The following is a 26,068-nucleotide window of genomic DNA, read 5'->3' on the forward strand; positions in this document are numbered from 1 at the left end:
AATATGATTAGTTTAAGCTGAGCGTAATTTTTTGATGAACGCTACTATTTGGATGATAAAACCACCCATTTCTCTCACGAACCTACTTTTTTGCCAGGTAAAACAATGCGGTATGAAGTCCGTACTTTTCCTTTCGAAATAGCTGTTAGTTTGCTTTTAAGCAAACGTTTTTTCAATGGGTTGAGGTAGTCAACCAGCAAAACTCCATCCAGGTGGTCGTACTCGTGTTGGATAACACGGGCAGCAAAACCTCCGTATTCTTCGATATGCTCAACCCGGTTTTCATCGAGGTACTTAATTTTAACTCGTTCCGGGCGGCTAATGTCTTCGCGGATTTCCGGTAGGCTTAAACAGCCTTCGTTCATGACCCATTCGTCGCCGCTTGTTTCCAAAATTTCGGGGTTAATAAATGCTTTTTTGAACCCTTCCAGTTCGGGCTCTTCATCAGCAATATGACTCGCATCAACAACAAATATGCGGAGTGATTTACCAACCTGAGGAGCGGCCAGCCCAACACCTTCCGAATGGTACATGGTTTCGAACATGTTTTCAACCAGTTCTTTCAGTCCTTCAAAGTCCTCACCAATTGGTTGAGCTACTTTCCGCAAAAGCGGATCTCCATATACAGTTACCGGATATATCATGATCTATATTTTTGTTGTTCCATGTACGATTGAAGAATAATTGTTGCACTTACCGCATCAATCGTTCCTTTGTTTTGTCTGTCTTTCTTTTTCAATCCCGCATCAATCATGGTTTGAAATGCCATTTTCGATGTAAAGCGCTCATCAACCTGCTCGATGGGCATGTCGGGATAAAGCTTTTGAAACCGCTTTAAAAACGGATTGATATACAAAACGGCTTCAGAGGGCTCATTGTTCATCTGAAGTGGGTACCCGATAATGACTTTCTCGACTTGCTCTTTCTGAAAATAGTCTTTCAGGAAGTCGAAGATGTCATGGCTGCGAACTGTTGTTAACTTCGATGCAATCAATTGCATCGGATCGGTAACAGCCAGGCCAACGCGCTTTCGGCCATAATCGATTGCCAATATTCTACCCATTTCATTTAAAATTTGTGCAAAAATAATATTATCAAGCCAGAATGAAAGCTCTTATTCAAAAAAGATGTTTATTCGGGCTGTATGTAAGATGTTGAAATTTAATTTGATGCGCTTTTGGCATGAGGTTTGCTTGTCATCAAACAACTGATTACCGGTAAATGCAGGCACCAGATGAGACATTTATAAAACATTAAAAACTGGAAGCCATGAAAACAAAAAAGATGAGACTGATTGTATTGATGATTACACTTGCAGCAGTCATGACAGGAGTTAACGCAGAGGCACAGCGTAGAGAAACAGGTTCTGATAGCAGACGAACTTACAAGCAAAGTAAGCAGTATAACGACCGCAATAGTAGAAAAAGCGACCGTCGGGAATATTCAACAGCCGACCGAAGCCGGAAGCCTCGAAATGATCAACGGGCCTATCACAAGTCAGATCGAAATAACAGCCACGATTGGGATCGAAGTCGCTCACGAGACCAACGGAGTTATGCCGATCGGGACAGAAAGAACAATCGGGATAATCATTGGAATCGGAATAAAAGAGATAGCCGAAGCGATCATTGGAATCGGAATAATAAAAAGTCGTACCGCTACAGTGAAAAGTATGGCAACAGACATTACAAGTATGATCGTCGCTACGAATATCGTCACCCAAAATACGGACGAGTTTATTCTCGCTTTTGTGAGAGCCCGATGAGAATCAGACATCAGCACGGTGATTATTATTTTTATGGCGGTCACTATTATCGTCATCATCATGGAGTTGGTTATGTACGGGTAGAATTCCCGGCACATCTGGTGTTCGAACATTTACCATTTCATTGCGATCGGTTTTGGGTAGGAGATCATTTGTATTACCGACATGGAGATATCGTATTTGAACCATATGGATATGGCTACCGGATTGCTCCACGCTTTAATCTCGGAATTCATTTCTCAGCCCATTTTTAGTCAATATATTTTAAAATTAATCAGTCAATTTGGTACGGCAGTCTCAAAAGTAAGTTTTGGGGCTGCTTTCTTTTTTGTGTCACTAATTGGCAATGTTGAATTATGGTAATGCTGTCAATTGATTTTTTTTTGACGACAGCGAAAAGAAGGTGCCCGGAAACTGAGTCGACAACGGAGAAAAAAATAATTCAGTCTGGAAACTGAGTTTCTGGCTTCAAAAAAATGTGTTCATCCCGGAAACCGGGTCAATAGGCTAACGAAAACCCGGGGAAGCCGGAAACCGGGTCGACAGCAAGAAATCAATTTCGTTTAAGCCGAAAACCGGGTCGATTGGAAGAAATCAAATGCATTGAAGGCGGAAACCGGGTTGATTGAAAGAGCCGGATCGCAAGCGTAATTTCCGGGTGTCGCCCGTAAGTCGGTACTGGCGGTATCAGGTACATCACGACCGGTTCGGTTCAATCGGTAAACAAGTTTACCATCGCATGCTTTTATTTTTGTATTTTTGCCGAAACTCAAAAACACAACTCTATGGTTACAATAAAGACCACTTATCTTGGCGATTTGAGCACGGAGAATATTCATGTGCAATCGGGCGCAAAGATTATCACCGACGCACCTTGTGATAACCGCGGAAAGGGGCAGTCGTTTTCACCAACAGATTTATTGGCGACATCGCTCGGGAATTGCATCATGACGATTATGGGCATTAATGCGATGGATCATGGAATTGATATTGTTGGAACACAGCTCGAAATTACGAAGATCATGGCTAGTGATCCGCGTCGCGTAGCAGAGGTTGTTGTTGAGTTTTTCTTTCCGAAGAAGAATTATACTGATGAAGAAAAGCAGCTGATTGAAAGCGTGGCCGGTAAAAGCCCGGTTCCGTTAAGTTTGCACTCCGATTTGGTACAAACAATCAAGTTTAATTGGTGATCATTTAAGGTTTTCGAGGCATCAACCAGCTTGACTTCAGGTAATATTTTAAGCATTCATTCTCCTCCTACTAAATTATGGAATCATAGCATGCAAAAAGGACGCGAAATTATCCTACTCAATATATCAGGCGCTGATAAAGCCGGATTGACGGTGTCGCTAACAGAAATATTAGCGCAATACGAAGTAAATATACTGGATATCGGACAGGCGGTTATTCACGAACATCTCGGATTGGGTATTTTGTTTGAGTTATCGGCAAAAGCCGATTCTTCGCCAATATTGAAGGATTTGTTGTTCAAAGCGCACGAACTGGGATTGAAGGTGAAGTTTACCCCCATCACCGAGGCGAGGTATGAAGAATGGGTAACTCACCAGGGGAAAGAACGTTTCATTGTAACGCTGCTGGCACGTAAATTAACTGCTTTGCAGCTGGCAAAAGTAACTTCAGCTATTTCAAAGCAAGGCTTAAATATTGATATTATCTCTCGTCTGTCAGGGCGGATTCCGCTCAACGATGATAAGGGAAATGTCAAAAGTGTGGTTGAATTTTCGGTTCGTGGAACCCCTCACGATAAAGAATTACTAAAACGGACGTTTATTGAAATCAGCACCGAAACCGGTGTCGACATTGCTTTTCAGGTTGATAATATGTATCGGCGCAATCGTCGTTTGGTTTGTTTTGATATGGACTCCACAATTATTCAGGCTGAAGTGATTGATGAATTAGCCCGCAAGGCTGGTGTTTACGATGAGGTGAGTGCGATTACCGAGTCAGCTATGCGCGGAGAGCTTGATTTTAAGGAAAGTTTCGAGAAGCGCATTGGCTTGCTAAAAGGGCTGGATGTGTCTGTTATGAGTGAGATTGCCGAGCAGCTACCCCTCACCGAAGGGGCTGAGCGTTTATTTCGAACACTTAAAAAGTTTGGCTATAAAACGGCGATCTTGTCTGGTGGGTTCAACTATTTTGGCAACTACCTGAAATCGAAGCTGGATGTCGATTATGTGTTTGCCAATGAACTGGAGGTGGCCGATGGCAAATTGACCGGGCGGCATGTAGGCGAAATAATGGATGGTGAAAAAAAAGCTGAAATGCTGAAATTATTGGCCTTTAAAGAAGATTTACATTTGGAGCAGGTCATTGCGGTAGGAGATGGTTCGAACGATTTACCCATGATTCAATTAGCGGGCTTGGGTATCGCTTTTCATGCCAAGCCCAAAGTTCAGGAAACTGCTAAAAACGCTATTTCCGAAGTCGGTCTTGATGCGCTCCTTTATTTAATTGGTTTTCGTGATCGGGAAATATACGATTAAAGCGAAGTACAATTGATGAGGAAAAACGTTCGCTTATTGCAACTGTTGAGTTGTGCATGTTACGCACCACAATTTTTAGCTGTCTGTACCGACGGCATTTTACCGTTCCGAATGAACAGTAGACACAACAAGCTCCCTTCTTTGGTTTTATTACCGTTTGCGGCTTGTACACTCATAAAATAGCTGCATGCATTTTCAGGCATCGTTCATTCCTGCTTAAAATGATATACCAAACAGGTGATTGTCGATTTCAATCGGATGTTTTTCAGGGTTTTAAATTGTAAAAAAAAAGAGCTGCCGGTAAATTTATATGACAACTCTTTTTTCTTTACGATTTAAAAATCGTGTTCTAATTTTAGTATTTCCGCAACTGAATAACCTCCATTTCATCTCCATTGGGCAATGATACATTTAATTCCTCGCTAGTCAGATTGGCTACTCCCCGAGCCGTTGTTCCATCCGTGTTTATCCAATTGACCGTAAACACCTGATCGAGACCCGAAGGAATTAAGGTAGCGATAACTTGCAGGTTTTGATAACCTAGCAGCTCTCCATTTACAATAACGAGTTCTTTTTTACCATTTCCCTTTTCAACAAAATCAACAAAATAAGTGTAGTTATAAAACAGATTTTCAGGCTTGTAGATTGACTTCTGGCCTGCTGCGACTTCCGCAATCTCAACTTCCGCTTTTTGTTGTGGCTTGTCCGTAATAGCAGGAAGTGGATTGTCTTCGTTTTCGGTAGGTTTAGTTGTCACTGCCTTTTCAGCCGTGCTTGGATTCTGATTAACCGGCAATTCATTTAAATTTTTCAAGGCATCTGCGATCGCCTCCCCATAACCTTTTCTGAAATCTTTCGATCGCCCTGTTCCTTCTTGCGACCAGATCACCCTATTCCGGCAGTCCTTCAATTCCACCGTTAATTTATTACGAAATGTACTTTTCAGTTTCACTAAACCGGCGGTCACCGCGTCGCAATAATTGTCAGGAATCTCATCCGATTGGAAAACAGTTTCAATAGACTTCGCATTCAGTTCCTTTTGCAGCGATGTGCTTAGCCCATAAGGATTAAAGCCTTCCGTAAAATCAGGAAACTGAGTTGGAATAATGACATATTTATAGGGTTGTTGTGCGAGAGAGAATTGACAAATTCCAACAAACAAAAGGAAAATGAGATATTTTTTCATAACAATAAATTAAATCGATTTTTGAACTAGCCAAACTAGCATTTTTTTATTAACTAACCTAGACTGGTTTTGAAAAGACAGGTGCTCCATTACTTCGCTATCAGCTGCCTCTCTTTGATTCTTCTATTCAGTTTCATAAAATAACGAAAGCCGAAAAACTGTTGTCATTCGGCTTTCATTTATTGTGAAATGCGTCCTTATTCTTTCACCGAAAACTTGTAAATCGTTGTTGATTCCAACGTGTCACCCGGCTCCAAAATAGTGCTTGGAAAGTTCGGGTGATTAGGTGAATCAGGGTAATGCTGAGTTTCTAAACAAATTCCGGTACGAAATTCAAATGGCTTACCATATTTCCCGGTCAACGATCCATCCTGGAAGTTCCCCGAATAAAATTGAATAGCTGGCTCTGTGGTCAGCACTTCCATATAACGGCCTGACTCAGGATCGTAAACGCTACTTGCAAATGTCAACTCATTGCCATTCTGATCCTTATTCAAAATATAATTGTGGTCATATCCTTTGCCGATCCGGATCGGTTCGTAATCTGAATTGATTCGCTCACCGATGGTATGTGGAGACGTAAAATCCAGATCAGTTCCTTTGATTGAAACAATCTCGCCGGTCGGAATCAATTCTTCATTAATAGCGGTTGTTGAATCTGCATCAATCACCATTACGTGCCCTAATACGTCACCATTGCCCTCTCCTTTCAGATTGAAGTAGGCATGATTTGTCAGGTTAAAAGGAGTTGCCTTGTCTGTAGTTGCTTCGTAATCAATTTTCAATTCATTTTCAGCTGTTAGCGTGTAAGTTACTTTTACTTCTTTATTGCCCGGGAAACCAAATTCTCCATCCGGACTCTCAATGCTCATAACAACAGCGTCACCTTCTGGCGAGTCAATCTTCTCGGCATCAAAAACCCGGTTTTTAAACCCAATTAACCCATTGTGCAAACAGTTGCCATTATCATTTGCAGGAAGCTGGTAGGTAGAATCTCCAATCGAGAAGTTGGCATCTCCAATACGATTGGCATAAGGTCCAATAATGGCACCAATCTCATTGTGATGATCCAAATATTCCTGAATCGATTTAAAACCTAAATTTACATCTGCCAATTTTCCATTTCGGCCAGGTACCAGGATGGCAACTATTTTGGCTCCATAATTCGTAATGTCAACTCGCAGGCCATTCTCATTTTCCAACGTATATAAACTGACTGATTTACCATCAACAGTGGTTTCAAAATCAGCTTTTGTGTAAGGAACCTGAAACTTTTCTTCAGGCTGCTGGCAAGCAAAAGCGAAAATTAATAACAGAAAAGCTAGTTTTTTCATAAGTGTTAGCGTTATTGAATTAATAGTTATACAATTGAGTTTAAAAAGTCAAATTTACTTTTATCAAATCAAACAAATTTATGTAAAAATTTACGGCGAATATAACAGATGAGCAAAAAAATTCTTCCTCTTCCAATGATTCTTTTATTGGTAGTTACAACAATCAGTTTTACCAGAAGGAAACACAATTCATCTCTGGTCTGAATTATCCTGTTTTTCTACCATATTATTCTTTTGTTTCTACTCTATTATGTCCAAGTTTCCGGATCATAAACAGACCCAAGGCATACAACAGCTTTTTTGCAATGTGTCGCATAGTTGAATTCGATGGTTTTTAAGGTATCCAAAGCCGATGTTTATCCGGGATTTCTATTAGGGTTTTCTGGGGGTGCATAAGATAACTTGCAGAAATATAGAATATTCAATCGAAAACGGTACCCTTAACTTTATTTTTAATGTTGGTAACATCCCCCATCAAATGAGGAGATTTTTCCACACTTGACCACCTGACATACCCTCTGCTTAATTTTCTTAATATAAATCAATTAGGCATTTACAGCTATCAATATATCATGGCACGGTCTTTTCCTTACTTCTAACAAAAAAATGAACCGAAAGCAATTTTTAAAAAATTCTGCCAAAGGAGTTACCTTGACCACATTAGTTCCTTCGTTGGTTTTTTGCTCCACTGATGGTCAACAAAAAACAATCTCGGGAAATTATCGAGTTAATAGTGATTTTGAGCCTGATGTTGATCTTGAACTGACAGCTACTCCATCGGAATTACAATTTTTCCCCGGCAACCCAACAAATATTTATTCTTATCAGTCAAAATTGTTGAAAGGCGAAAATGCATCACACGAAAAATTGCCGGATTCATATCTCGGCCCAGTCGTCCGCGTAAGAAATGGGCAAAAAATTCGCGTTCGTTTTAAAAACCAGCTTCCACACGAAAGTGTAGTGCACTGGCATGGGTTGCACATTCCGCCCGAAATGGACGGGCATCCGATGTACGCCATTGAAAACGGCAAACAATACATTTACGAATTTGAAGTAAACAATCGCCCTGGTACCTATTGGTTCCATCCGCATCCCGATAAAATTACCGGGCCGCAGGTTTATCAAGGCTTGGCAGGAATGTTTATCGTTGAAGGTGTGAACGAGGATTTGCCAAGCGGTGAATATGATATTCCATTAATTATCCAGGATCGAACGTTCGACAACAACAACCAACTGGTTTATTTGCAGAATAACCGGATGGGGCAAATGCAGGGTTTTTTGGGCAAGCAAATCATGGTGAACGGTTCCCCGGAACAAATAATGGAAGTTTCAAAGGCGACTTATCGATTTCGGGTGCTAAACGGTTCCAACTCACGAATATATAAATTAGCATGGAGCGATGGCAGCGATGTGATTGTAATCGGCACGGATGGCGGACTTTTAGAAAAGCCAATTAAAAAACCCTACCTGATGCTTGCTCCTGGTCAACGTGCCGAAATCTGGAAAGACTTTTCAGATGCGAAAAACACCGACGAAATTCAATTAGAAAGTCTTGCTTTTAACAGTGGTACTTCCATGGGGATGGGCGGCGGAATGATGGGTGGAATGATGCAATCCGAAGACACACAAAACGGCAATGCATTCAATGTTGCCCGTTTTAAAATCACCAAAAACGAGGGCGAAATCAAAACATTGCCTGCTTCTTTTTCACCCATAAAAAAAACAGACGCCGTAAAAGCGGTAAATTCTAACTCGCCCAGACAATTCTATTTTTATAACCAGCGCATGCAGTGGGTCATCAATAGCGAAACATTTGGGATGACCGAAGTGGCCGATTGGGAAAAAGTAAAACTGGGAACTACCGAGATTTGGGAATTTATCAACGGCGACGATGGCCGCGGCATGGGCATGATGCAGGATATGATGCGCATGCCTCACCCTGTTCATCTGCATGGTTTGCAATTTCAAATTATCGACCGCGATGTTTCCGGAATGGAAAGCGCAGTTTGGGAAACGATAAAAGACGGCTTCATGGATGAAGGCTGGCAAGATACCTTTTTGCTAATGCCGGGCATGAAAGTTAAGATAGTGATGAAGTTCAAAGATTTTAAAGGAATATATGTCTATCACTGCCACAACCTGGAACACGAGGATATGGGAATGATGCGTAATTATCAAGTGACATAAAATAGCCCCATCGTTTGGGCATAAAAAATAAGTAGCATGAGACAAATAAGAAAATTACTTATGTTTTTGACCTTGGTCTTAGCATTTTCCTTGCAAACCAACGCACAGGAAGGAGAACATAGCCACGGCGAAGAAAGAAATGAATCAGTAGTACTTCAGAAAGGACTGCCGGAAGAAATGGAAATTCCAGCTACAGCAAATTCAACTTTTGCCTCGTGGGGCGAATTTCCAAACCTCCATCCCATGGTTGTACATTTCCCAGTTGCCCTTTTACTGGTGGCGGCGCTTGCCCAGCTTGTCGGGTTATTTGCTTACCGGAAACAAATGAGCCTGATAACCATATTCTTATTGCTTGGTGGATTTATTGGCACACTGCTCGCTGGAATGGTTTTTCACCCGCACGCCGGGGGGTTGACCGAAAACGCTCAAAAAGTGTTTGAAACCCATGAGTATTATGCATACCTGACGATTTGGCTGGCCGGCATTGCTCTTGTTCTGAAATTAATCAGCCATTTTACAAAACGCAAAATCTGGGCGGAAGTAATTGTATTTCTCGTGCTGGCCGGCTCGGCAGTTACGGTAAGCCTTGCGGGACATCTCGGTTCGCAACTGGTATTTATTGAAGAGGTAGGACCGGGTGGAAATTTCATTGAACAACATGAAGAATAGGATACTATAAATTCTTCTTAAAATCACTCAATAGTTAAGGAGTTAATTGTCAAACACTTTGTATAAATATTTAGAACTAATAAAAATGAAAGAGTTAATAGTTATTGTAACGACCCTACTCTTTATGGCAGGGTACACAGCAAACGCCCAAATGATGGGACAGAAAAACAGTCAAAATAAAAAACAAGGCATGAAGAGCCAGGAACAAGGCGGAATGATGCAAAATCAGAATAGCCAGTAAAAAGGAAGGAGAATGTTATGATGAACGGATTTGAAGGACACGGCTGGGGAATGGGAATGGGCTGGTGGTGGATCATCGGTCTTATTATAATAGTTGTGGTTGTTTGGATGCTTGTAAAAGGATTGAATCAAAACAATCAATCAACGAATCAAAGAACCGGTAAAACGGCTTTGGACATTTTAAAAGAACGATATGCCCGCGGTGAAATTGACAAGCAGAAATTTGAAGAACAGAAGAAAGATTTACTATAAAATAAGAAATACATTATGGATATTAATGAAAAACGTAATCAAAAAAAAGGCGATTCGCAAATGGTGCCGCAACCGGTTAAAGGAGATTCAGGATTGGTACAGGTTGATACCACATGGGGCAAAATTCAGCCTATTAAAGTAGCCGATGGCGTTCGAACGATAGATGAGATTGAATTAAATGATTCGCTGGGAAAAGGGATGCAGGTAATCGACGGGCGCACTCCTGATTTTTACAAAGAGTCAACCATCCCCGGGGCAAAAAATATACCGCACAACGAAGTGGTTGAACGGATGGATGAATTGAACCCCGACGAGCCTGCCATTTTCTTTTGCAATGGTCTGCAATGTCCGCAGTCATCCTGGGCCATCCATAATTTACTGAAGGCCGGTTACCCGCCCGATAAAATACTTTATTACCGTGGTGGTATGCACGACTGGGTAACTTTAGGGTTGTCGGTAGAAAAAGGAGAATAGTCTGAAGGGGGTGGGTTAACAGACTGCAATCGGATACTATATTTATCCTTAAAGCGGGTTGGAGTGCCGGTGCTAAATATAGGCTTTCAAAAAACGTTTTATTAACGGCAAACTACACTAGCCGATTTGGTAGCGGAAGCGGATTACCCAAAAGATTCTAGATCATGAATGATTATAAAAAAAATAGCCTTTCGTTAACTGGCGCCGTTTCTATGGGGACGGGAGTGATGATTGGTGCCGGAATATTTGCATTGTTGGGACAGGTTGCCGAATTGTCCGGAAATCTTTTTCCTATCGCATTTGTAATTGGCGCAGCAATATCTGCTTTTAGCGCCTATTCATACGTTAAATTGTCCAATGCGTTTCCCTCGGCCGGCGGCATTGGCATGTATCTGAAAAAGGAATATGGCAAAACCACTTTCACAGCATTTGCGGCACTGTTGATGGCTTTTTCAATGATCATTAATGAAAGTTTGGTTGCCCGTACATTTGGCACCTATGTGTTGCAGTTGTTTGATGTGGAAAAAGATACCTTCTGGGTGCCGGTGCTTGGAGTTGCCCTTATCGTGTTGGCATTTGGGGTGAATATTTCGGGCAATAAATTGATTGAAAAGTCATCGTTTACGATGGCGGTTTTAAAAGTTGGTGGTCTGGGGGTTTTGGCCATCGGAGGTTTGTGGGCTGCCGGTTTTAGTTTCAGCGAAACCCTTCCAAAAACCCTGCCTGACAAGTCAGTCACAAGCTTTATAGGAGCACTGGCACTTACCATATTGGCTTACAAAGGGTTTACAACTATTACTAACAGTGGCGACGAGATTAAAAAACCACACAAAAATATAGGCCGCGCTATTATCATTTCCATTGTCATTTGTGTGGTGCTTTATTATTTAGTAGCCATTTCGGTGGCTTCATCTTTGTCAATTGAGCAAATCATTTCTGCAAAGGATTATTCGCTTGCCGAAGCAGCTCGTCCGGCTTTTGGGAAATATGGTGTTTGGGTCACCGTTTTTGTGGCCATCATTGCCACGATCTCCGGAATAATCGCAAGCATATTTGCCGTTTCACGAATGACTGCCATGCTCACAGAAATGAAACTGATCCCCCACAGCCACCTTGGGATGTCGGGCAGGATTCAAAAACACATGCTGGGTTACATCGCCGGGATTGCAATCCTGCTTACTATTTTATTCGACCTCTCCAGAATTGCTTCGCTCGGCGCAATTTTCTACCTGGTTATGGACATTGGGATACACTACGGACTGCTAAAAAATTTACGCGGAAAGGTTGACTTTAAACCTGCAATCGTAATTTCAGCGATTGTACTCGATCTGGTTGTTCTATCCGGTTTTGTTTTAACGAAAGCAAAAAATGACTTGCCAGTGGTGATTGTAGCAGTAGGAGCTATGTTACTTATTTACTTTGGTGAGAAATGGTTTCTTTCAAGACAAGAAGAATCAAACTAAAGGTTTACGAATTCATGAAATTCAAAAAAAATAGATACCATTTTTCTAGAATCGAATACCATTTCAATTTTCCAGTATCGCATAGTTTGCATCAGTTTGCATCAGTTAAAATAGTTGAAAACCACCGGGCAAATAGTCTGTGTTTGTTTCAAATTAACAAAAATTATCAATTTTAAGAGAACACCTTTAGAAATTATTTGTTTAATTTGCTATCATGTTAAAAAGAATCAGCCATATCATTTTATCTGCCTTGTTGTTGATTTCAACAATGGGGATGGCTGTGTCAAAACATTATTGCGCAGGTTCACTCGAATCAGTTGCCGTCTTTTATGAAGCAAAATCCTGCTGCGACATGGACAGCTGCTGCCACAATGAAACACAGGTCTATCAGGTTAAAGAGGATTTTTCAGTCCCTGCTGTTTCAAGCATCCCGGTTTTAGCCGAACTTGATATTTTGGGACATGATTTGCTCGCCGTGAGGTTATTAAACGAGCCTGAAACGGAAGTTGCAAGTCTTAATTTTATTGAAGCACCCCCCTTACTTCCCATTCAAAAAACACTCGCTCTAAAAGAAGTATTTCTTTTATGATTTTATGATGATTAACAAAACTGCAAGGAAACAACTTTGTAGTGGCTAACTTGTTGTATATCATAAACAAAAAATCATAACTGAAATTGCATGTTAAATAAAATAATTCGCTTTTTTCTTGAAAATAAGCTGGTTACACTATTAGTGCTCATCCTTTTTGTGAGCTGGGGAATCGTAACTTCCCCGTTTGGCTGGGATACCGGTATTTTACCAAAAGATCCGGTTCCGGTAGATGCCATTCCCGACATTGGCGAAAACCAACAGATTGTTTTCACCGAATGGATGGGGCGTTCGCCACAGGACATTGAGGATCAGATTTCCTATCCGCTAACCACTTATATGTTGGGAATCCCTGGTGTGAAATCGATTCGCAGTTCTTCCATCTTCGGATTTTCCAGCATCTTCATCATTTTTGAAGAGGACATTGAATTTTATTGGTCACGGTCGCGCATTCTGGAAAAGCTGAGTTCGCTTCCTTCGGGTTTGCTGCCGGAAGGGGTTCAACCCGCGCTTGGGCCCGACGCCACCGCTTTGGGCCAAGTGTATTGGTATACGCTCGAAGGCCGCGACAAGGATGGAAATCCTACCGGCGGTTGGGATCTACATGAGATTCGGTCGATTCAGGACTTCTATGTAAAATACGGACTGAATGCCACCGAAGGCGTTTCGGAAGTGGCTTCCATTGGTGGTTTTGTACAGGAATATCAGATCGATGTCAACCCCGATGCCTTGAAGGCATACAATATTCCGCTGCATAAAGTCATGCAGGCGGTGCAAAAGTCAAACAGGGATGTTGGCGCCAAAACCATCGAAATCAACCAGGCTGAATATCTGGTGCGGGGATTGGGGTACATCAAAAAAGTGGAAGACATTGAAAAAGCGGTGGTAGCCGTTCAGGAAAATGTCCCAATCCGTATTCAGGACGTTGGAATCGTTTCTCTGGGGCCAGCTACCCGGCGTGGTGCGCTCGACAAAGACGGAGCCGAAGTGGTGGGCGGCGTCGTGGTGGCACGTTATGGAGCCAACCCGTTGCAGGTTATCAACAATGTGAAAGACAAAATCAAGGAGATTTCGCCTGGGTTGCCACGAAAAACATTGGAGAATGGCGTGGTTAGCCAACTAACGATCGTGCCTTTTTACGATCGCTCCGGATTGATATACGAAACATTGGGGACATTGGAAGAGGCCATTTCGCTTCAAATCCTGATTGTGATCTTGGTCGTGATTGTGATGGTATACAACCTTCGGGCCTCCTTTCTAATCTCCAGTTTATTGCCCATTTCCGTGTTGATGGTGTTTATCGCCATGCGCTACTTTGGTGTCGATGCCAATATTGTTGCCTTATCCGGTATTGCCATTGCCATTGGGACAATGGTCGATTTAGGGGTCATTCTGTCAGAGAACATCATCAAGCATGTGGATGAAGCCCCGCCCGGGCAAAAACTTATAACGACCATTTACAACGGTGCTTCTGAAGTGAGCTCTGCAATACTCACTGCGGTTTCGACCACCATTGTGAGTTTCATTCCGGTATTTACCATGCAGGCTGCCGAAGGGAAACTCTTCGGGCCGCTGGCTTTCACCAAAACCTTTGCACTGATAGCCGCATTGATAGTCTCCTTGTTTATTTTACCCATGCTGGCCCACTGGTTCTTTGGCGCTAAAATCAAAAATCAGAAAATCAGGAAATGGGTGAATATCATATTGATTCCCATTGGTATTGCCGCTCTCTTATTCGGGCAAATCTGGGGCGGAATGATGTTCCTGGCCTTTGGGCTTGTAGGTGTGTTAAAAGAGCTTAGAGGATCGAGGTTAAAAGCTAGAGGAGAGGCACTAAATGGAGGCGAAGGTGCTACTTCTTCCAATAAATCAGTTCAACAAAAAGCAAAATCAGCCGCCTACTGGATGTTTGAGCATGCTGAAATCATCATTGTAGTTATTGGTGTAATTTGGTTGCTGGCTAAATACTGGCTTCCGCTGGGACCCGCCAAAAGTTTGGTCATGAATGTGGTATTTGTTGCTTTGATTGTGACGCTTATCTTAGGGTTCTTCACAATTTTGGAGTATTTCTACAAACCAATATTAAAATGGTGCCTTGACCATAAGGTTACGTTTCTGTTGATTCCTTCTTTTTTGATTCTCTTCGGAACAACAACCTTTATAGGTTTTAATTCTTTGTTCGGTTTTGTAGCCAAGGGGTTCGATGCGGTAGGCTGGAATGTTCGCACAACCAAAGTGTGGTCCGGATTGACCCATACATTCCCCGCAATTGGAAAAGAATTTATGCCTTCACTTAATGAAGGTAGCTTTCTGCTCATGCCCACTTCCATGCCCCATTCGGGCTTTGAATACAACCGGAAGGTTTTGGGTCAGCTGGATATGTTGCTGACCAACATTCCTGAAGTTGAGCTTACCGTCGGAAAATTAGGAAGGGTAGAATCTGCGCTCGATCCGGCTCCCATTTCCATGTACGAAAACGTGATCAACTACAGCCCGGAGTACATGCTTAACGAAAAAGGGCACCGCACGCGGTTTAAGGTGGATAAGGATGACCGTTTTATATTGGTGAATGGAGACACGCTTAGCAATGAGGAAGCCCTGAAACGTGGGGTGACCCGTGCGGATTTGGTGCCGGACGATTGGGGTAATTATTTCCGTAATTGGCGCGAGCAAATCCAATCGCCTGACGATATCTGGAACGAGATTGTGAAAGTGGCAAAAATTCCCGGAGTAACCTCGGCGCCCAAACTACAGCCCATTGAAACGCGACTGGTGATGCTGCAGACCGGCATGCGCGCCCCCATGGGGATTAAAGTGTACGCTCCAGACCTGCCAACCATTGAAGCATTTGGGATGCAACTGGAGGAGATATTGAAAGAAGTCCCTTCGGTAAAAGCCGAAGCGGTGTTTGCCGACCGGATTGTGGGCAAACCTTACCTGCACTTGAACATCAACCGGGATGAAATTTCGCGGTATGGCTTGAACGTGGAAGATGTCCAGCAAACCATTGAAACGGCGATTGGCGGAATGGAAATTACCTCAACGGTAGAAGGGCGCGAGCGCTTTCCGGTGCGGGTGCGCTATCCCCGCGAGCTGCGTGACGATCCCGAATCGCTGGGCAAAATATTGATCCCAACGCCAACCGGGGCGCAAATTCCCATCAGCCAGTTGGTTGATTTTGAATACAAGCGCGGTCCACAGGCCATTAAAAGCGAAGATACGTTCTTGGTTGGCTATGTTTTGTTTGACAAGCGTGATGGCTTTTCCGAAGTGGGCGTGGTCAACGATGCGCAGAATGCTATTCAGGGCAGGATTGATGCCGGAGATTTAGATGTACCTTCGGGAATAAGCTACAAATTCTCCGGAAGTTATGAGAATCAGGTGCGGGCTGAAAAACGCCTTTCTATTATTGTTCCTTTGGTTTTGGTTATTGTTTTCCTGATTCTTTACTTCCAGTTTAAGTCAGTCACCACCTCCCTGATGGTTTTCTCTGGGATTGCCATGGCATTTAGCGGTGGGTTTATGATGATATGGCTATACGGTCAGGGTTGGTTTGTCGATTTCTCCCTGTTCGGAACCAATATGCGCGACCTGTTTCAAATGCACACGGTGAACCTGAGTGTAGCGGTGTGGGTCGGTTTTATCGCCCTGTTTGGAATTGCCACTGACGACGGCGTATTGATGGCGACCTACCTCGACCAAAGTTTTGAAAGAAACAAGACCGACAACATGAAAGGTATCCGCGCGGCGGTGGTGGAAGCTGGCCACCGAAGAATCAAGCCTGCAGTGATGACTTCGGCAACAACCATTATTGCGCTGCTTCCTATTCTGACATCAACTGGGCGCGGGGCAGATATCATGATTCCGATGGCTATTCCGGCTTTCGGCGGGATGATTTTTGCCGCCATCACTTATTTCATTGTGCCGGTATTGTACAGTATGCGTGAAGAGCGAAAACTGGATGGTAGGAATGAGAGGATAGATGTTAGAAATTAGAACACAGAAACTAGTATGGTAAAGTGTTTTATAAATTTAAAATGATAAAGAATGATACAGTCATATAAAGATTTGGAAGTTTATAAGAGATCCTTCAAAATTGCAATGGATATCTTCTGGATTACACGTAAGTTCCCAAAAGAAGAGATCTATTCTCTTACCTCTCAAATTGTGCGTTCATCAAGATCAATCAGCTCCAATATAAGCGAAGGATGGGCAAAACGTACTTATGAATCTGTTTTTAAGCAGCATCTCATTCATTTGTTAGGTTCATGTACCGAAACGGAGACCTGGCTTTTATTCTCATTGGAGTGCGGTTATATCAATCGTGAGAGGTACGCACAATTGACGGATGAGCTGGATCAAATTGGCAGAATGATAAACAAACTTCATCAAAACTGGAAAAGCAATGGAAAATGAAATAGCTATCGGATACAGGAAGGGAGAAGCAGGGAATAGTAGTCCAGACGATCCGAAATCTAAATTCTATAATCTAACTTCTAGCTTCTATCTTCTAATCACAACCTTGTTTCTGCTATCGTTTTCGTCATTTGGACAAAGTCTTGGCGATTACCAACGAATCGCTTCGGAGAACAATCCCGGATTGCAGGCCAAATACAAGGAGTTTGAAGCGGCCATGCAAAAAGTACCGCAGGTGAATACCTTGCCTGACCCCTCGTTTTCTTTCGGCTATTTCATCTCGCCGGTTGAAACGCGTGTGGGCCCGCAACGAGCCAAATTCTCACTCACCCAGATGTTTCCCTGGTTTGGAACATTGAAAGCGCAGGGCGATGTGGCGACCTTGATGGCGGAAGCCAAATACCAATCGTTTTTGGATGCGCAAAACCAATTGCACTATCAGGTGGCGGCGGCCTACTACCCGCTGTACGAACTCAAGCAATGGAAAAAGATCGAGCAGAAGAATATCGACATTCTGCAATCGTATAAAACCATTGCCAATTCGAAGTTCAAAAGCGGTGCCGCTCCGATGGTGGATGTGTTGCGGGTGGACTTGATGTTGAAGGATGCCGAAACCAACCTGAGCATCCTGGATCAGAAGGAGAAACCGTTACGCGCCAGCTTCAATCAATTGCTCAACAGGGAGGAAGGCGAAGCAGTTCTTATTCGGGATTCGTTGGAAGCGGAAGCTTTGGCAGCTAATTTCCGAAGAGATTCGCTGCTGACCAACAACCCGGTGCTGAATGCGCTGGACCTGAAAATACAGGCGAGTGAAGCCAGTGAGCTTGCGGCTCAAAAACAAGGACTGCCAAAGCTGGGAGTCGGACTGGACTATGCGGTTGTGGCTGAACGCAGCGATATGAGCCTGGCTGACAACGGCAAGGATATCCTCATGCCGATGGTTTCGGTGAACATTCCCATTTTCAGGGGTAAATACAAGGCAGCGGTAAAAGAAGCGCGCTTGATGCAGGAAAGCTACACGCTGCAACGCGAAGAGCTGGTCAACTCGCTTAGCTCGGGTTATGAGACCGTTTGGTTTGATATGCAGCAACAATTGGAACTGATTGAGTTGTACGAAAACCAACTGGTGACTACCCAGCAATCGCTCAACCTGCTGTTTAGCGCTTATGGCAACTCCGGAAAGGAATTCGAAGAGGTGTTGCGCATGCAGCAGCAACTGCTGAAATACGAAAAAATGATGGCTACCGCGGAAGCTAAATACCAGATCGCGCTGGCCAAACTCCATTACATTACTGCAAAAACTGAATAAAAATGAAGACAACAAATAAAAAAACAATTTTAACGGTACTTGCAACATTGCTGGTAGGTGTGTTACTGGGCTGGATGCTTTTTGGTGGTTCCGGAGGCGAAACCGGACACGAGGGGCATGATCATGAAACGGAAGTGTCCGCTGAGTCGGAAACCTGGACCTGCTCCATGCACCCGCAGATCCGTCAGGGGGAGCCGGGCGATTGCCCTATCTGCGGGATGGATTTGATTCCGCTCGAAAGTGAGCAAGACGGTGAGCAGGATCCCATGGCCATCCGCATGTCGGCAACGGCCATGCAACTGGCCAACGTCAGCACGGCTGTCGTGGGCTCGCTCGAACCTGTCAAATCTGTGCGGCTGAACGGCAAGGTGCAGGCCGACGAGCGGCTGGTTTTTTCCCAGTCGTCGCACCTACCCGGGCGGGTTGAAAAGTTAATGGTGAATTTCACAGGCGAGTTTGTCCGCAAGGGACAGCCTGTTGCAGCAGTGTATTCGCCGGAATTGGTCACGGCCCAGGAAGAACTGTTTGAAGCCCAAAAAATCAAGGTGACACAACCGCAGCTGTTCAGTGCTGCCAAAGAGAAACTGAAAAACTGGAAGCTGTCGGATAGCCAGGTGGAAGCCCTGTTGGCATCAGGGAAGTCCAAAGAGGAATTTGAGGTTTACGCCGAGGGCTCCGGATATGTGATGGAAAAGAAGGTCAAACTGGGTGACTATATCGGCAGGGGCGAGGCCATCTACGAGATTGCTGATCTCTCGCGGGTATGGGTGCTCTTTGATGTGTACGAGTCCGACCTGGCATGGATCGAGCGGGGCGACCGCGTCAATTTTACCGTCGCTTCCCTGCCGGGTGAGTCGTTTGAAGGAACGATCTCCTGGCTCGATCCGGTGATTGATCCCCAGACACGGGTGGCCAAAGCCCGGGTGGAGTTCAGCAATGCTGGTCTCCAGTTAAAACCCGAGATGTTTGCGTCGGGAACGGTTGAAGCGGAACTTACAGCGGAGCCGGGATCGGTGGTGGTACCAAAAACCGCGGTGATGTGGACCGGCGAGCGTTCGCTGGTTTATGTGAAGACCACAACGGAGCAAGGCGTGAGTTTCAAAATGCGTGAGGTGACGCTGGGGCCTTCGCTGGGCGAGAGCTTCATCATTAAGAGCGGATTGGAGCGAGGCGAAGAAATTGCGGTGAACGGTACCTTCAGCATTGATGCCGCGGCACAGCTCGCCGGCAAGCCGAGCATGATGAGCCCCGAAGGTGGTGCGGTGATGACTGGGCATGACCACGGCGGGACAGAGATGGGAACAGAAACAACGGTTGAAAAACACACTCCTGTTGAATCGCTTGAAACCGATCCTGCTTTTAAGCAACAACTGACTAAGGTCTATGAAAATTACCTTGTCATGAAGGACGCATTTGTTGCCTCTGAGGCTCACCAAGTGATGGTTGCGGCTCAGGATGTCGAAAAATCACTGAAGAATGTTGATATGGGATTGCTCAAAGGCGATGCACACATGGCCTGGATGGATCAGTTGAAAACACTGGAGAGTACCATCAGTACGATCAGCAAATCGATGGACATTGAAGAGCAACGAACCGAATTCGCACAATTCAATTTGGCTTTCTACAAAAGCCTGAAAATGTTTGGCTTGAAGGACAAGACGACTTACTATCAATATTGCCCGATGGCTAACCGCGACAAAGGGGCCTATTGGTTTAGCGAAACAGAAGAGATACGAAATCCTTATTTCGGGGACGAAATGTTAGGATGTGGAGAGACCAGGGAAACCCTGGAATAATAGGAAAGACAGGAAAGGAAGAAATTCGTTTCTTCCTTTCTTCAAATTCTTAAGTAAACCCAAATAAAAAATATCAATTATGAGACGAATAGAAATAACTCAAATATTGGCCGTTATCGCAATATTGGTCATAACAGCCTGCAACAAAAATGACGAGGTTTCTGACCAGACAATAGAAGGAACTTACAACGGCACGTTAACAGCCAGTACATTAAAAAACACCTCAGGATCAACTCTAACGGAGGTAAGCGCGACTGCAGTCATATCAATGCTCAATGACGAAGAAATTGAAGTGCATTGTTACAGCGATGTGTTGGATACCACCTTCATGCTTAACTATTACGAAAGCAGTCACGACAGTGTGATGGTGTGCCTCACCGGCGATGATTTTGAACATAGGTACGGGCATTCCTTGGGACAAGGCCATATGATGGGAGGTATGATGGGCGACAGGCACGAAGGTGAGACTGAATGGGAGCATCACATGGCTGATGAGCATAGCCCGGGAGATGAGCATTTTGGAGGTTTTGACTCGGAACGAATGACCTTCGGGTATCGTTTTCAAATGGAAGATGGTGATACCTCTTATCAAATGAACTTTCATGGGACGAAGGGTATGTAGTCCTGTAGCTTCGGAAGGCCGCAGATGGCTATGAACCTGAATTGACAGATCGTAGTTGTGATGAGAAGAATATATAAATCTTTCGATGAATTATATAACAGATAAGCCTCATGAATTAACTAACTTTAATTACGTGATTAAAAAGTAACTTAAAAATTAAAGTCATGATTATTAAAACGATTCTTATATCAGTCATTTTGGTCGCCATTATCATGTTGGCCTTAGGTGTGAAGCTTTTATTTGATAAAGATGCTGAGTTTACTGTACACTCTTGTTCATTGGAAGACGAAGGTAGCGGAAAGGATCAAACGTGTTCGTCATGTGAACTGAAAGAGATTGCAGATTGCGGGGAAGTTAGTGCAAAATAAGATTAACCATTAAAACGATAGAACGATGAAACTCATCAAAGCTTATATAAGACACAGGATGGTCGAAGTTGTATACAATGCCTTAAAAAAGGATGGGTATTGTTGCATGACCTTTGTTGAATGTGAAGGTACTGGCCAGTATTCCGACCATGAAAAGCAACATATCAGTGACAAATATCCTTATGCTGATGCCTACCGGGTGATTAAACTGGAAATGTTGGTTGCAAATGAACATGTTGACCCGGTTGTTGGACTCATTCGTGAACATGGACGAACAGGGTACAGAGGTGATGGGATGATCTTGGTTTCTCCTGTCGATGAGGTCTATAAAGTACGAACCGATGAGAAAGGAATTTTGGCCATCTAATTAGAGCTGAACATTTATGGAGCTTCATATCAAAAATATGGTGTGCAACCGTTGCATTTTGGTCGTTTCCGACATCTTTAGAGAAGCCGGTTTTCAGAAGGCTAAAGTGCAAATGGGAAAAGTTATCCTCGAGGAAAAGCTGGACGAAAGTGAATTCGCGGCAATTCAGGAAAAATTGATTCAGGTTGGCTTTGAAATTATAAGTGATGCGAAAAGCCGGATCATCGAGCAGATCAAGAAACAGTGTATTGACTACATGTATGAGGATCAGGAAAAAGTAAATGAGAATTTTTCCGATTACTTGTCTGCTCGACTTAACCACGATTACAATTATTTGAGTTCGCTCTATTCTTCGGTAGAAGGGACAACCATTGAAAAACACTTGATCAACCTGAAGATTGAGCGGGTTAAAGAATTGTTGGTCTACGATGAGAAAACACTAAGCGAAATCGCCTTTGAAATGGGGTATAGCAGCGTGGCGCATTTATCGGGACAGTTCAAAAAAGTGACTGGTTTCACGCCTTCATTTTTTAAGAAACTGGGCGAACAAAAGCGAAAATCGATCGACAAGGTTTGAAACCTTAAAATGATGTAAATGAATTCGGAAATTGTGTAATAAGTCTCTGTCAGACATGGCGTAACTTTGAATTATTGAATTTAAAACAACTGATTATGAAAACACTGAGAGAAATATTCAAAGGATTCGGACAGCCAAGTGAGATGAGCGAAGCAGCTCCCTGCTGTGGTGGCAGCGGACATGTTCTCCATCACCAGGCGGATCAAAGCAGTGATGCAAAAAATGTTTACCAATGCCCGATGAAATGCGAAGGGGACAAAACCTACGACGAACCCGGCAGCTGCCCGGTTTGTAATATGCATCTGGCACCATTGTTTGAAGATAAAAAACGGGCCATCTTATCATGACCTGATGTCTGATTAAGTAAAAACAAAACTCATGGACACAGCAAATACAACAAAATACCATTGCCCCATGCATTGCGAAGGTGATAAAACCTACGACAAGCCGGGTGATTGCCCGGTGTGCAATATGCACCTGGTTCCTGATGATGGACGGACTGAAGCAAAGCACGAGCATCATCACGAACACCACCAGCATCAGGCAACGAAGGCAAAAAGCAGCCACGGGCAATATTATTGTCCAATGCATTGTGAAGGTGACAAAACCTACGATAAGCCTGGCGACTGTCCTGTTTGCGGAATGCATTTAAAGAAAGAAGAAACAAGGCAGACAGCAGGTGTCACCTATACTTGCCCAATGCATCCTGAGATCAAGCAAGATCATCCGGGAACCTGTCCAAAATGCGGAATGGATTTAGTCCCCGAAAAAGGTGAAGAATCCAGCGAAGAAGAAAAGTCATACAAGAAAATGGCAAAAAAATTCTGGATAGCTCTGGCATTGAGTGTTCCGGTATTTGTTATCGCCATGTCAGATATGATACCATTTCTGGCCCTTGAAAATATGGCTTCGAAAAAAATTCTGGGATGGATAGAATTTATACTTGCAACCCCGGTTGTGTTTTATTCGGGTGGTATTTTCTTTAAGCGTGGATGGAGTTCAATTGTGAGATGGTCGCCTAATATGTGGACACTAATATCTATTGGCGTTGGTGCAGCGTATCTTTTCAGTGTGTTTGCCTTAGTGCTCCCTTCGGTTTTTCCGGCACAATTTAAAGATGGAAACGGCAATGTCCACCTTTATTTCGAGGCAGCGGCAGTTATTTTAACACTGGTGCTTATGGGGCAGGTTTTAGAGTTGCGCGCTCACAGTAAAACCAATTCGGCCATAAAAGCCCTCCTGAATTTGGTGCCACCGGTGGCAAGGGTTATCCGCAACGGCGAAGAAACAGAAATTCCGCTGGAGGATGTGAATGTTGGTGATATTTTAAAAGTAAAACCCGGCGAAAAAATACCGGTCGACGGAATCATTCATCAAGGCGAGGCGGTGATTGACGAAAGTATGATTACCGGTGAGCCGATTGCCGTTGAAAAAACAGAAAGTGACAAGGTAACAGGAGGAACAATTAACGGTAAAACTGCTTTCGAAATGAAAGCCGAAAAAGTGGGCAGCGACACCCTGCTTGCACAAATCATTGAAATGGTAAACACGGCCAGCCGTTCACGCGCACCCATTCAGAAACTGGCCGATACAGTAGCTAAATACTTTGTGCAGATCGTAATTGGTATCGCTCTGATCACCTTTGCAGTTTGGGCAATTTGGGGACCGGAACCTGCATACGTTTATGCGTTTGTAAATGCAGTGGCGGTATTGATTATAGCCTGTCCGTGTGCATTGGGTCTTGCGACTCCTATGTCGATTATGGTTGGATCGGGACGGATGGCCCAGGCCGGCGTGTTGGTAAAAGATGCCCGTGCTATTGAGGAAATGAATAAAGTGGACACCCTTATCATTGATAAAACCGGAACGATCACCGAGGGAAAGCCAAGCCTGAAGGAGTTTAAGTCATTTGGAAAACTAAGCGACCTTGAAATCCTGCAACTGGCCGCTTCGGTGGATGCCAACAGCGAACATCCGCTGGCCGATGCCATTGTGGCTGGGGCAAAAGCCAATAAACTGGAGGTAATGAAACTCGATAAATTTGAATCGGTCACCGGGAAAGGCGTACAAGCCATTTATGAAAATGAAAAAATTGGCTTGGGAAATCACAGGCTACTTGAAAACTTCAGAGTGACGCTCGATGATAAAAATAGGAATATCGTTGAAGAGTGGCAGTCAGCCGGACAAACGGTGATGTACCTCATCCTTAAAAACAAAGTGGAAGGCATTGTTAGTGTAGCCGACAAAATTAAGGAAACCTCGGCCAAAGCGATCAAAGAGTTGCAAGGGATGGGGGTAAAGGTACACATGCTCACCGGTGACAATAAGTTAACTGCCAAAGCAGTGGCAGATGAGCTGGGACTGGATGGTTTTCAAGCAGAATGTTTGCCAGAAGATAAATACAACCAGGTAAAAGCAATGCAGGAGAAGGGCCATGTAGTCGCGATGGCTGGCGATGGAATAAACGATGCGCCTGCACTTGAGCAGGCCAACGTGGGCATTGCTATGGGCACTGGCACAGATATTGCCATGCAAAGCGCTGAAATTACGTTGGTAAAAGGCGACCTGAATGGAATCGTCCGAGCACGTGAGCTGAGTAATAAGATAATGCGCAATATCAAGCAAAACCTCTTTTTCGCATTTATTTACAATTCGTTGGGAGTGCCCATTGCAGCAGGGATTTTATTCCCATTTTTCGGACTCCTACTGAGTCCTATGATTGCAGCCGCAGCCATGAGTTTTAGCTCGGTGTCGGTGATATTTAATGCCTTACGGCTTCGAAAGCGATAAATAAATAATTAATAAAAACCATAAGTTAGAGTAAATGAAAACAAAAGTATTAAGCTTGATTACCTTATTGTTCATCGGATCAGGAACAGTATTTGCAGGTACCAAAACCGATGAATTTAAAGTTGACGGAAAATGTAGCATGTGCGAAAAGCGAATTGAAAAAGCCGCCACTTCGCTGAATGGTGTTGAAGCAGCTGACTGGAATAAGAAAACCGGCGAGTTATCCGTTAGTTATGACGATCAAAAAACAAGTGTGCTAAAAATACAGACTGCGATTGCGATGGCCGGGCATGACACCGGGCTTTTTAGTGCCAGTGATGCACGATATGCCGAACTGCCTGGCTGCTGTCAATATGAAAGGGATAGTAATAGAAAAACAAATAATCATGCTTCCCCGGAAGTTCCCGGAGTAATGAAAAAGACCGGCAAAAAGACAGAATGTGTACACGATAAAAGCCCGACTTCGGGATCGTGCTGTGGAAAATAAAAAGAAATGTTTAAAGCATCAGGCTGGTTCCTTCAAAATTTAAAATTGAATATTCATTATTGAATATTTCAAAGGAAGGGTGGAACACAACATAACCAATCCATAGTGACTTTGTGGCTTCGTGTTGAAAATTTATTCGTGAGCCTCTCATGGGACTCGAACCCACGACCTGCTCATTACGAATGAGCTGCTCTACCAGCTGAGCTAAAGAGGCAAAAGTGCTGGGTAAAATTAGTTTTTTATTCGATGAAATAATAGAATTAGTAACCATTAAAATTGAAAGTAATGAAAACAAAAGTAATGATGCTGGCCATCCTGATGATGATGGGTGCCGGAAGTGTTTTAGCGAAAAGCAAAACCGAAAAGTTTAAAGTGTATGGTAACTGCGGTATGTGCGAAAAACGCATCGAAAAAGCAGCGAAGTCGGTTGATGGTGTGACCACTGCCGACTGGGACAAAAAAACCAAAATGATGGAAGTAACGCTGGACGATAGCAAAACCGATGTACATAAAGTGCATATGGCGATTGCCAAAGCCGGGCACGACACCAAGATGCACAAAGCGAAAGACGAAGTTTACAATGAACTTCCCGGCTGCTGCCAATACGATCGTGCTGCTGAAGAAAAAGCAGAACCTCACGATGGACACAAGCATTAATTGAAAAAAGAAAAGG

General features: G+C 43.6%; 27 protein-coding genes and 1 tRNA gene. 22 read left to right on the top strand and 6 right to left on the bottom strand.

Annotated features, from left to right (window positions below; genetic code table 11):
• Positions 1 to 74: 74 nt before the first annotated feature.
• Positions 75 to 644: a peptide deformylase gene (def, locus tag ACTB00_RS01790; protein WP_463298238.1), complete on the bottom strand. Its 570-nt coding sequence runs from the start codon at positions 642 to 644 to the stop codon at positions 75 to 77.
• Entirely contained in the window at positions 641 to 1,063 is a 423-nt protein-coding gene (gene ruvX / locus ACTB00_RS01795) for a Holliday junction resolvase RuvX (protein WP_159520165.1), read from the bottom strand. The genes def and ruvX overlap by 4 nt, the downstream gene beginning before the upstream one ends.
• A gap of 206 nt (positions 1,064 to 1,269) precedes the next feature.
• On the opposite strand from ruvX, the gene ACTB00_RS01800 reads away from it, so the two are divergent.
• Entirely contained in the window at positions 1,270 to 2,019 is a 750-nt protein-coding gene (locus tag ACTB00_RS01800) for a hypothetical protein (RefSeq protein WP_463298239.1), read from the top strand.
• A gap of 309 nt (positions 2,020 to 2,328) precedes the next feature.
• Here ACTB00_RS01800 and ACTB00_RS01805 read toward each other — a convergent pair whose 3' ends face one another.
• Positions 2,329 to 2,544: a hypothetical protein gene (locus ACTB00_RS01805; protein WP_463298240.1), complete on the bottom strand. Its 216-nt coding sequence runs from the start codon at positions 2,542 to 2,544 to the stop codon at positions 2,329 to 2,331.
• A 6-nt stretch (positions 2,545 to 2,550) separates the two neighbouring features.
• Here ACTB00_RS01805 and ACTB00_RS01810 point away from each other — a divergent pair, with 6 nt between their 5' ends.
• On the top strand, positions 2,551 to 2,955 hold the full coding sequence (locus ACTB00_RS01810; protein ID WP_463298241.1) for an OsmC family protein: 405 nt from the start codon (positions 2,551 to 2,553) through the stop codon (positions 2,953 to 2,955).
• 90 nt (positions 2,956 to 3,045) lie between these two features.
• Positions 3,046 to 4,269 (top strand): phosphoserine phosphatase SerB, encoded by a 1,224-nt coding sequence (gene serB / locus ACTB00_RS01815; RefSeq protein WP_463298242.1) that lies wholly within the window; start codon positions 3,046 to 3,048, stop codon positions 4,267 to 4,269.
• Between the two features lie 355 nt (positions 4,270 to 4,624).
• Here serB and ACTB00_RS01820 read toward each other — a convergent pair whose 3' ends face one another.
• Positions 4,625 to 5,455 (bottom strand): hypothetical protein, encoded by an 831-nt coding sequence (locus tag ACTB00_RS01820; protein ID WP_463298243.1) that lies wholly within the window; start codon positions 5,453 to 5,455, stop codon positions 4,625 to 4,627.
• Positions 5,456 to 5,652: 197 nt separating this feature from the next.
• Positions 5,653 to 6,789, bottom strand: a complete 1,137-nt coding sequence (locus tag ACTB00_RS01825) for an aldose epimerase family protein (RefSeq protein ID WP_463298244.1) — start codon at positions 6,787 to 6,789, stop codon at positions 5,653 to 5,655.
• Between the two features lie 606 nt (positions 6,790 to 7,395).
• Here ACTB00_RS01825 and ACTB00_RS01830 point away from each other — a divergent pair.
• The 18 genes from ACTB00_RS01830 (at position 7,396) to ACTB00_RS01915 (ending at position 25,395) form a co-directional block, all read left to right on the top strand.
• A complete protein-coding gene (locus ACTB00_RS01830) occupies positions 7,396 to 8,976 on the top strand; it encodes a multicopper oxidase family protein (RefSeq protein ID WP_463298245.1) in 1,581 nt (526 codons plus the stop codon).
• A gap of 36 nt (positions 8,977 to 9,012) precedes the next feature.
• Positions 9,013 to 9,645 (top strand): DUF2231 domain-containing protein, encoded by a 633-nt coding sequence (locus ACTB00_RS01835; protein ID WP_463298246.1) that lies wholly within the window; start codon positions 9,013 to 9,015, stop codon positions 9,643 to 9,645.
• A gap of 85 nt (positions 9,646 to 9,730) precedes the next feature.
• A complete protein-coding gene (locus tag ACTB00_RS01840) occupies positions 9,731 to 9,886 on the top strand; it encodes a hypothetical protein (RefSeq protein ID WP_463298247.1) in 156 nt (51 codons plus the stop codon).
• Between the two features lie 17 nt (positions 9,887 to 9,903).
• The gene (locus ACTB00_RS01845; RefSeq protein WP_463298248.1) at positions 9,904 to 10,137 is read left to right on the top strand and encodes an SHOCT domain-containing protein; all 234 of its coding nucleotides are present in this window, start codon (positions 9,904 to 9,906) and stop codon (positions 10,135 to 10,137) included.
• Between the two features lie 15 nt (positions 10,138 to 10,152).
• The gene (locus ACTB00_RS01850; protein WP_463298249.1) at positions 10,153 to 10,611 is read left to right on the top strand and encodes a rhodanese-like domain-containing protein; all 459 of its coding nucleotides are present in this window, start codon (positions 10,153 to 10,155) and stop codon (positions 10,609 to 10,611) included.
• A gap of 164 nt (positions 10,612 to 10,775) precedes the next feature.
• The gene (locus ACTB00_RS01855) at positions 10,776 to 12,074 is read left to right on the top strand and encodes an APC family permease (RefSeq protein WP_463298250.1); all 1,299 of its coding nucleotides are present in this window, start codon (positions 10,776 to 10,778) and stop codon (positions 12,072 to 12,074) included.
• Between the two features lie 214 nt (positions 12,075 to 12,288).
• On the top strand, positions 12,289 to 12,663 hold the full coding sequence (locus ACTB00_RS01860; protein ID WP_463298251.1) for an HYC_CC_PP family protein: 375 nt from the start codon (positions 12,289 to 12,291) through the stop codon (positions 12,661 to 12,663).
• A gap of 90 nt (positions 12,664 to 12,753) precedes the next feature.
• Entirely contained in the window at positions 12,754 to 16,659 is a 3,906-nt protein-coding gene (locus tag ACTB00_RS01865; protein ID WP_463298252.1) for an efflux RND transporter permease subunit, read from the top strand.
• 51 nt (positions 16,660 to 16,710) lie between these two features.
• Positions 16,711 to 17,079, top strand: coding sequence for a four helix bundle protein (locus ACTB00_RS01870; RefSeq protein WP_463298253.1), 369 nt, complete (start codon positions 16,711 to 16,713; stop codon positions 17,077 to 17,079).
• Positions 17,069 to 18,388, top strand: coding sequence for a TolC family protein (locus ACTB00_RS01875; protein WP_463298254.1), 1,320 nt, complete (start codon positions 17,069 to 17,071; stop codon positions 18,386 to 18,388). The genes ACTB00_RS01870 and ACTB00_RS01875 overlap by 11 nt, the downstream gene beginning before the upstream one ends.
• A gap of 2 nt (positions 18,389 to 18,390) precedes the next feature.
• Complete coding sequence (locus tag ACTB00_RS01880; RefSeq protein ID WP_463298255.1) at positions 18,391 to 20,184, top strand: efflux RND transporter periplasmic adaptor subunit; 1,794 nt, start codon at positions 18,391 to 18,393, stop codon at positions 20,182 to 20,184.
• A 79-nt stretch (positions 20,185 to 20,263) separates the two neighbouring features.
• Positions 20,264 to 20,806, top strand: coding sequence for a hypothetical protein (locus ACTB00_RS01885; protein ID WP_463298256.1), 543 nt, complete (start codon positions 20,264 to 20,266; stop codon positions 20,804 to 20,806).
• 164 nt (positions 20,807 to 20,970) lie between these two features.
• The gene (locus ACTB00_RS01890; RefSeq protein ID WP_463298257.1) at positions 20,971 to 21,174 is read left to right on the top strand and encodes a hypothetical protein; all 204 of its coding nucleotides are present in this window, start codon (positions 20,971 to 20,973) and stop codon (positions 21,172 to 21,174) included.
• A 25-nt stretch (positions 21,175 to 21,199) separates the two neighbouring features.
• Positions 21,200 to 21,541: a P-II family nitrogen regulator gene (locus tag ACTB00_RS01895; protein WP_463298258.1), complete on the top strand. Its 342-nt coding sequence runs from the start codon at positions 21,200 to 21,202 to the stop codon at positions 21,539 to 21,541.
• A 16-nt stretch (positions 21,542 to 21,557) separates the two neighbouring features.
• Positions 21,558 to 22,118: a helix-turn-helix domain-containing protein gene (locus ACTB00_RS01900; RefSeq protein ID WP_463298259.1), complete on the top strand. Its 561-nt coding sequence runs from the start codon at positions 21,558 to 21,560 to the stop codon at positions 22,116 to 22,118.
• A 95-nt stretch (positions 22,119 to 22,213) separates the two neighbouring features.
• Positions 22,214 to 22,465, top strand: coding sequence for a heavy metal-binding domain-containing protein (locus ACTB00_RS01905; RefSeq protein WP_463298260.1), 252 nt, complete (start codon positions 22,214 to 22,216; stop codon positions 22,463 to 22,465).
• A gap of 31 nt (positions 22,466 to 22,496) precedes the next feature.
• Positions 22,497 to 24,908: a copper-transporting P-type ATPase gene (locus tag ACTB00_RS01910; protein WP_463298261.1), complete on the top strand. Its 2,412-nt coding sequence runs from the start codon at positions 22,497 to 22,499 to the stop codon at positions 24,906 to 24,908.
• Positions 24,909 to 24,942: 34 nt separating this feature from the next.
• Positions 24,943 to 25,395 (top strand): heavy-metal-associated domain-containing protein, encoded by a 453-nt coding sequence (locus ACTB00_RS01915; protein WP_463298262.1) that lies wholly within the window; start codon positions 24,943 to 24,945, stop codon positions 25,393 to 25,395.
• Between the two features lie 141 nt (positions 25,396 to 25,536).
• Here ACTB00_RS01915 and ACTB00_RS01920 read toward each other — a convergent pair.
• Positions 25,537 to 25,609, bottom strand: a tRNA-Thr gene (locus ACTB00_RS01920).
• A gap of 71 nt (positions 25,610 to 25,680) precedes the next feature.
• Between ACTB00_RS01920 and ACTB00_RS01925 the strand changes: the two genes are divergently transcribed.
• Positions 25,681 to 26,052 carry a heavy-metal-associated domain-containing protein gene (locus ACTB00_RS01925; RefSeq protein ID WP_463298263.1) on the top strand — a complete coding sequence of 124 codons (372 nt, stop codon included), beginning with the start codon at positions 25,681 to 25,683 and terminating at the stop codon, positions 26,050 to 26,052.
• Positions 26,053 to 26,068: the final 16 nt, after the last annotated feature.

It is taken from the genome of Sunxiuqinia sp. (assembly GCF_055140945.1).

Bases quoted from the DNA above. Each gene is read 5' to 3' on its own strand.
- ACTB00_RS01810 (WP_463298241.1), top strand. From the start codon at position 2,551: ATGGTTACAATAAAGACCACTTATCTTGGCGATTTGAGCACGGAGAAT.
- ACTB00_RS01870 (WP_463298253.1), top strand. From the start codon at position 16,711: ATGATACAGTCATATAAAGATTTGGAAGTTTATAAGAGATCCTTCAAA.
- def (WP_463298238.1), bottom strand. From the start codon at position 644: ATGATATATCCGGTAACTGTATATGGAGATCCGCTTTTGCGGAAAGTA.
- ACTB00_RS01830 (WP_463298245.1), top strand. From the start codon at position 7,396: ATGAACCGAAAGCAATTTTTAAAAAATTCTGCCAAAGGAGTTACCTTG.
- ACTB00_RS01855 (WP_463298250.1), top strand. From the start codon at position 10,776: ATGAATGATTATAAAAAAAATAGCCTTTCGTTAACTGGCGCCGTTTCT.
- ACTB00_RS01905 (WP_463298260.1), top strand. From the start codon at position 22,214: ATGAAAACACTGAGAGAAATATTCAAAGGATTCGGACAGCCAAGTGAG.
- ACTB00_RS01820 (WP_463298243.1), bottom strand. From the start codon at position 5,455: ATGAAAAAATATCTCATTTTCCTTTTGTTTGTTGGAATTTGTCAATTC.
- ACTB00_RS01880 (WP_463298255.1), top strand. From the start codon at position 18,391: ATGAAGACAACAAATAAAAAAACAATTTTAACGGTACTTGCAACATTG.
- ACTB00_RS01840 (WP_463298247.1), top strand. From the start codon at position 9,731: ATGAAAGAGTTAATAGTTATTGTAACGACCCTACTCTTTATGGCAGGG.
- ACTB00_RS01875 (WP_463298254.1), top strand. From the start codon at position 17,069: ATGGAAAATGAAATAGCTATCGGATACAGGAAGGGAGAAGCAGGGAAT.
- ACTB00_RS01910 (WP_463298261.1), top strand. From the start codon at position 22,497: ATGGACACAGCAAATACAACAAAATACCATTGCCCCATGCATTGCGAA.
- ACTB00_RS01925 (WP_463298263.1), top strand. From the start codon at position 25,681: ATGAAAACAAAAGTAATGATGCTGGCCATCCTGATGATGATGGGTGCC.
- ACTB00_RS01895 (WP_463298258.1), top strand. From the start codon at position 21,200: ATGAAACTCATCAAAGCTTATATAAGACACAGGATGGTCGAAGTTGTA.
- serB (WP_463298242.1), top strand. From the start codon at position 3,046: ATGCAAAAAGGACGCGAAATTATCCTACTCAATATATCAGGCGCTGAT.
- ACTB00_RS01835 (WP_463298246.1), top strand. From the start codon at position 9,013: ATGAGACAAATAAGAAAATTACTTATGTTTTTGACCTTGGTCTTAGCA.
- ACTB00_RS01900 (WP_463298259.1), top strand. From the start codon at position 21,558: ATGGAGCTTCATATCAAAAATATGGTGTGCAACCGTTGCATTTTGGTC.
- ruvX (WP_159520165.1), bottom strand. From the start codon at position 1,063: ATGGGTAGAATATTGGCAATCGATTATGGCCGAAAGCGCGTTGGCCTG.
- ACTB00_RS01915 (WP_463298262.1), top strand. From the start codon at position 24,943: ATGAAAACAAAAGTATTAAGCTTGATTACCTTATTGTTCATCGGATCA.
- ACTB00_RS01845 (WP_463298248.1), top strand. From the start codon at position 9,904: ATGATGAACGGATTTGAAGGACACGGCTGGGGAATGGGAATGGGCTGG.
- ACTB00_RS01885 (WP_463298256.1), top strand. From the start codon at position 20,264: ATGAGACGAATAGAAATAACTCAAATATTGGCCGTTATCGCAATATTG.
- ACTB00_RS01890 (WP_463298257.1), top strand. From the start codon at position 20,971: ATGATTATTAAAACGATTCTTATATCAGTCATTTTGGTCGCCATTATC.
- ACTB00_RS01865 (WP_463298252.1), top strand. From the start codon at position 12,754: ATGTTAAATAAAATAATTCGCTTTTTTCTTGAAAATAAGCTGGTTACA.
- ACTB00_RS01850 (WP_463298249.1), top strand. From the start codon at position 10,153: ATGGATATTAATGAAAAACGTAATCAAAAAAAAGGCGATTCGCAAATG.
- ACTB00_RS01825 (WP_463298244.1), bottom strand. From the start codon at position 6,789: ATGAAAAAACTAGCTTTTCTGTTATTAATTTTCGCTTTTGCTTGCCAG.
- ACTB00_RS01800 (WP_463298239.1), top strand. From the start codon at position 1,270: ATGAAAACAAAAAAGATGAGACTGATTGTATTGATGATTACACTTGCA.
- ACTB00_RS01860 (WP_463298251.1), top strand. From the start codon at position 12,289: ATGTTAAAAAGAATCAGCCATATCATTTTATCTGCCTTGTTGTTGATT.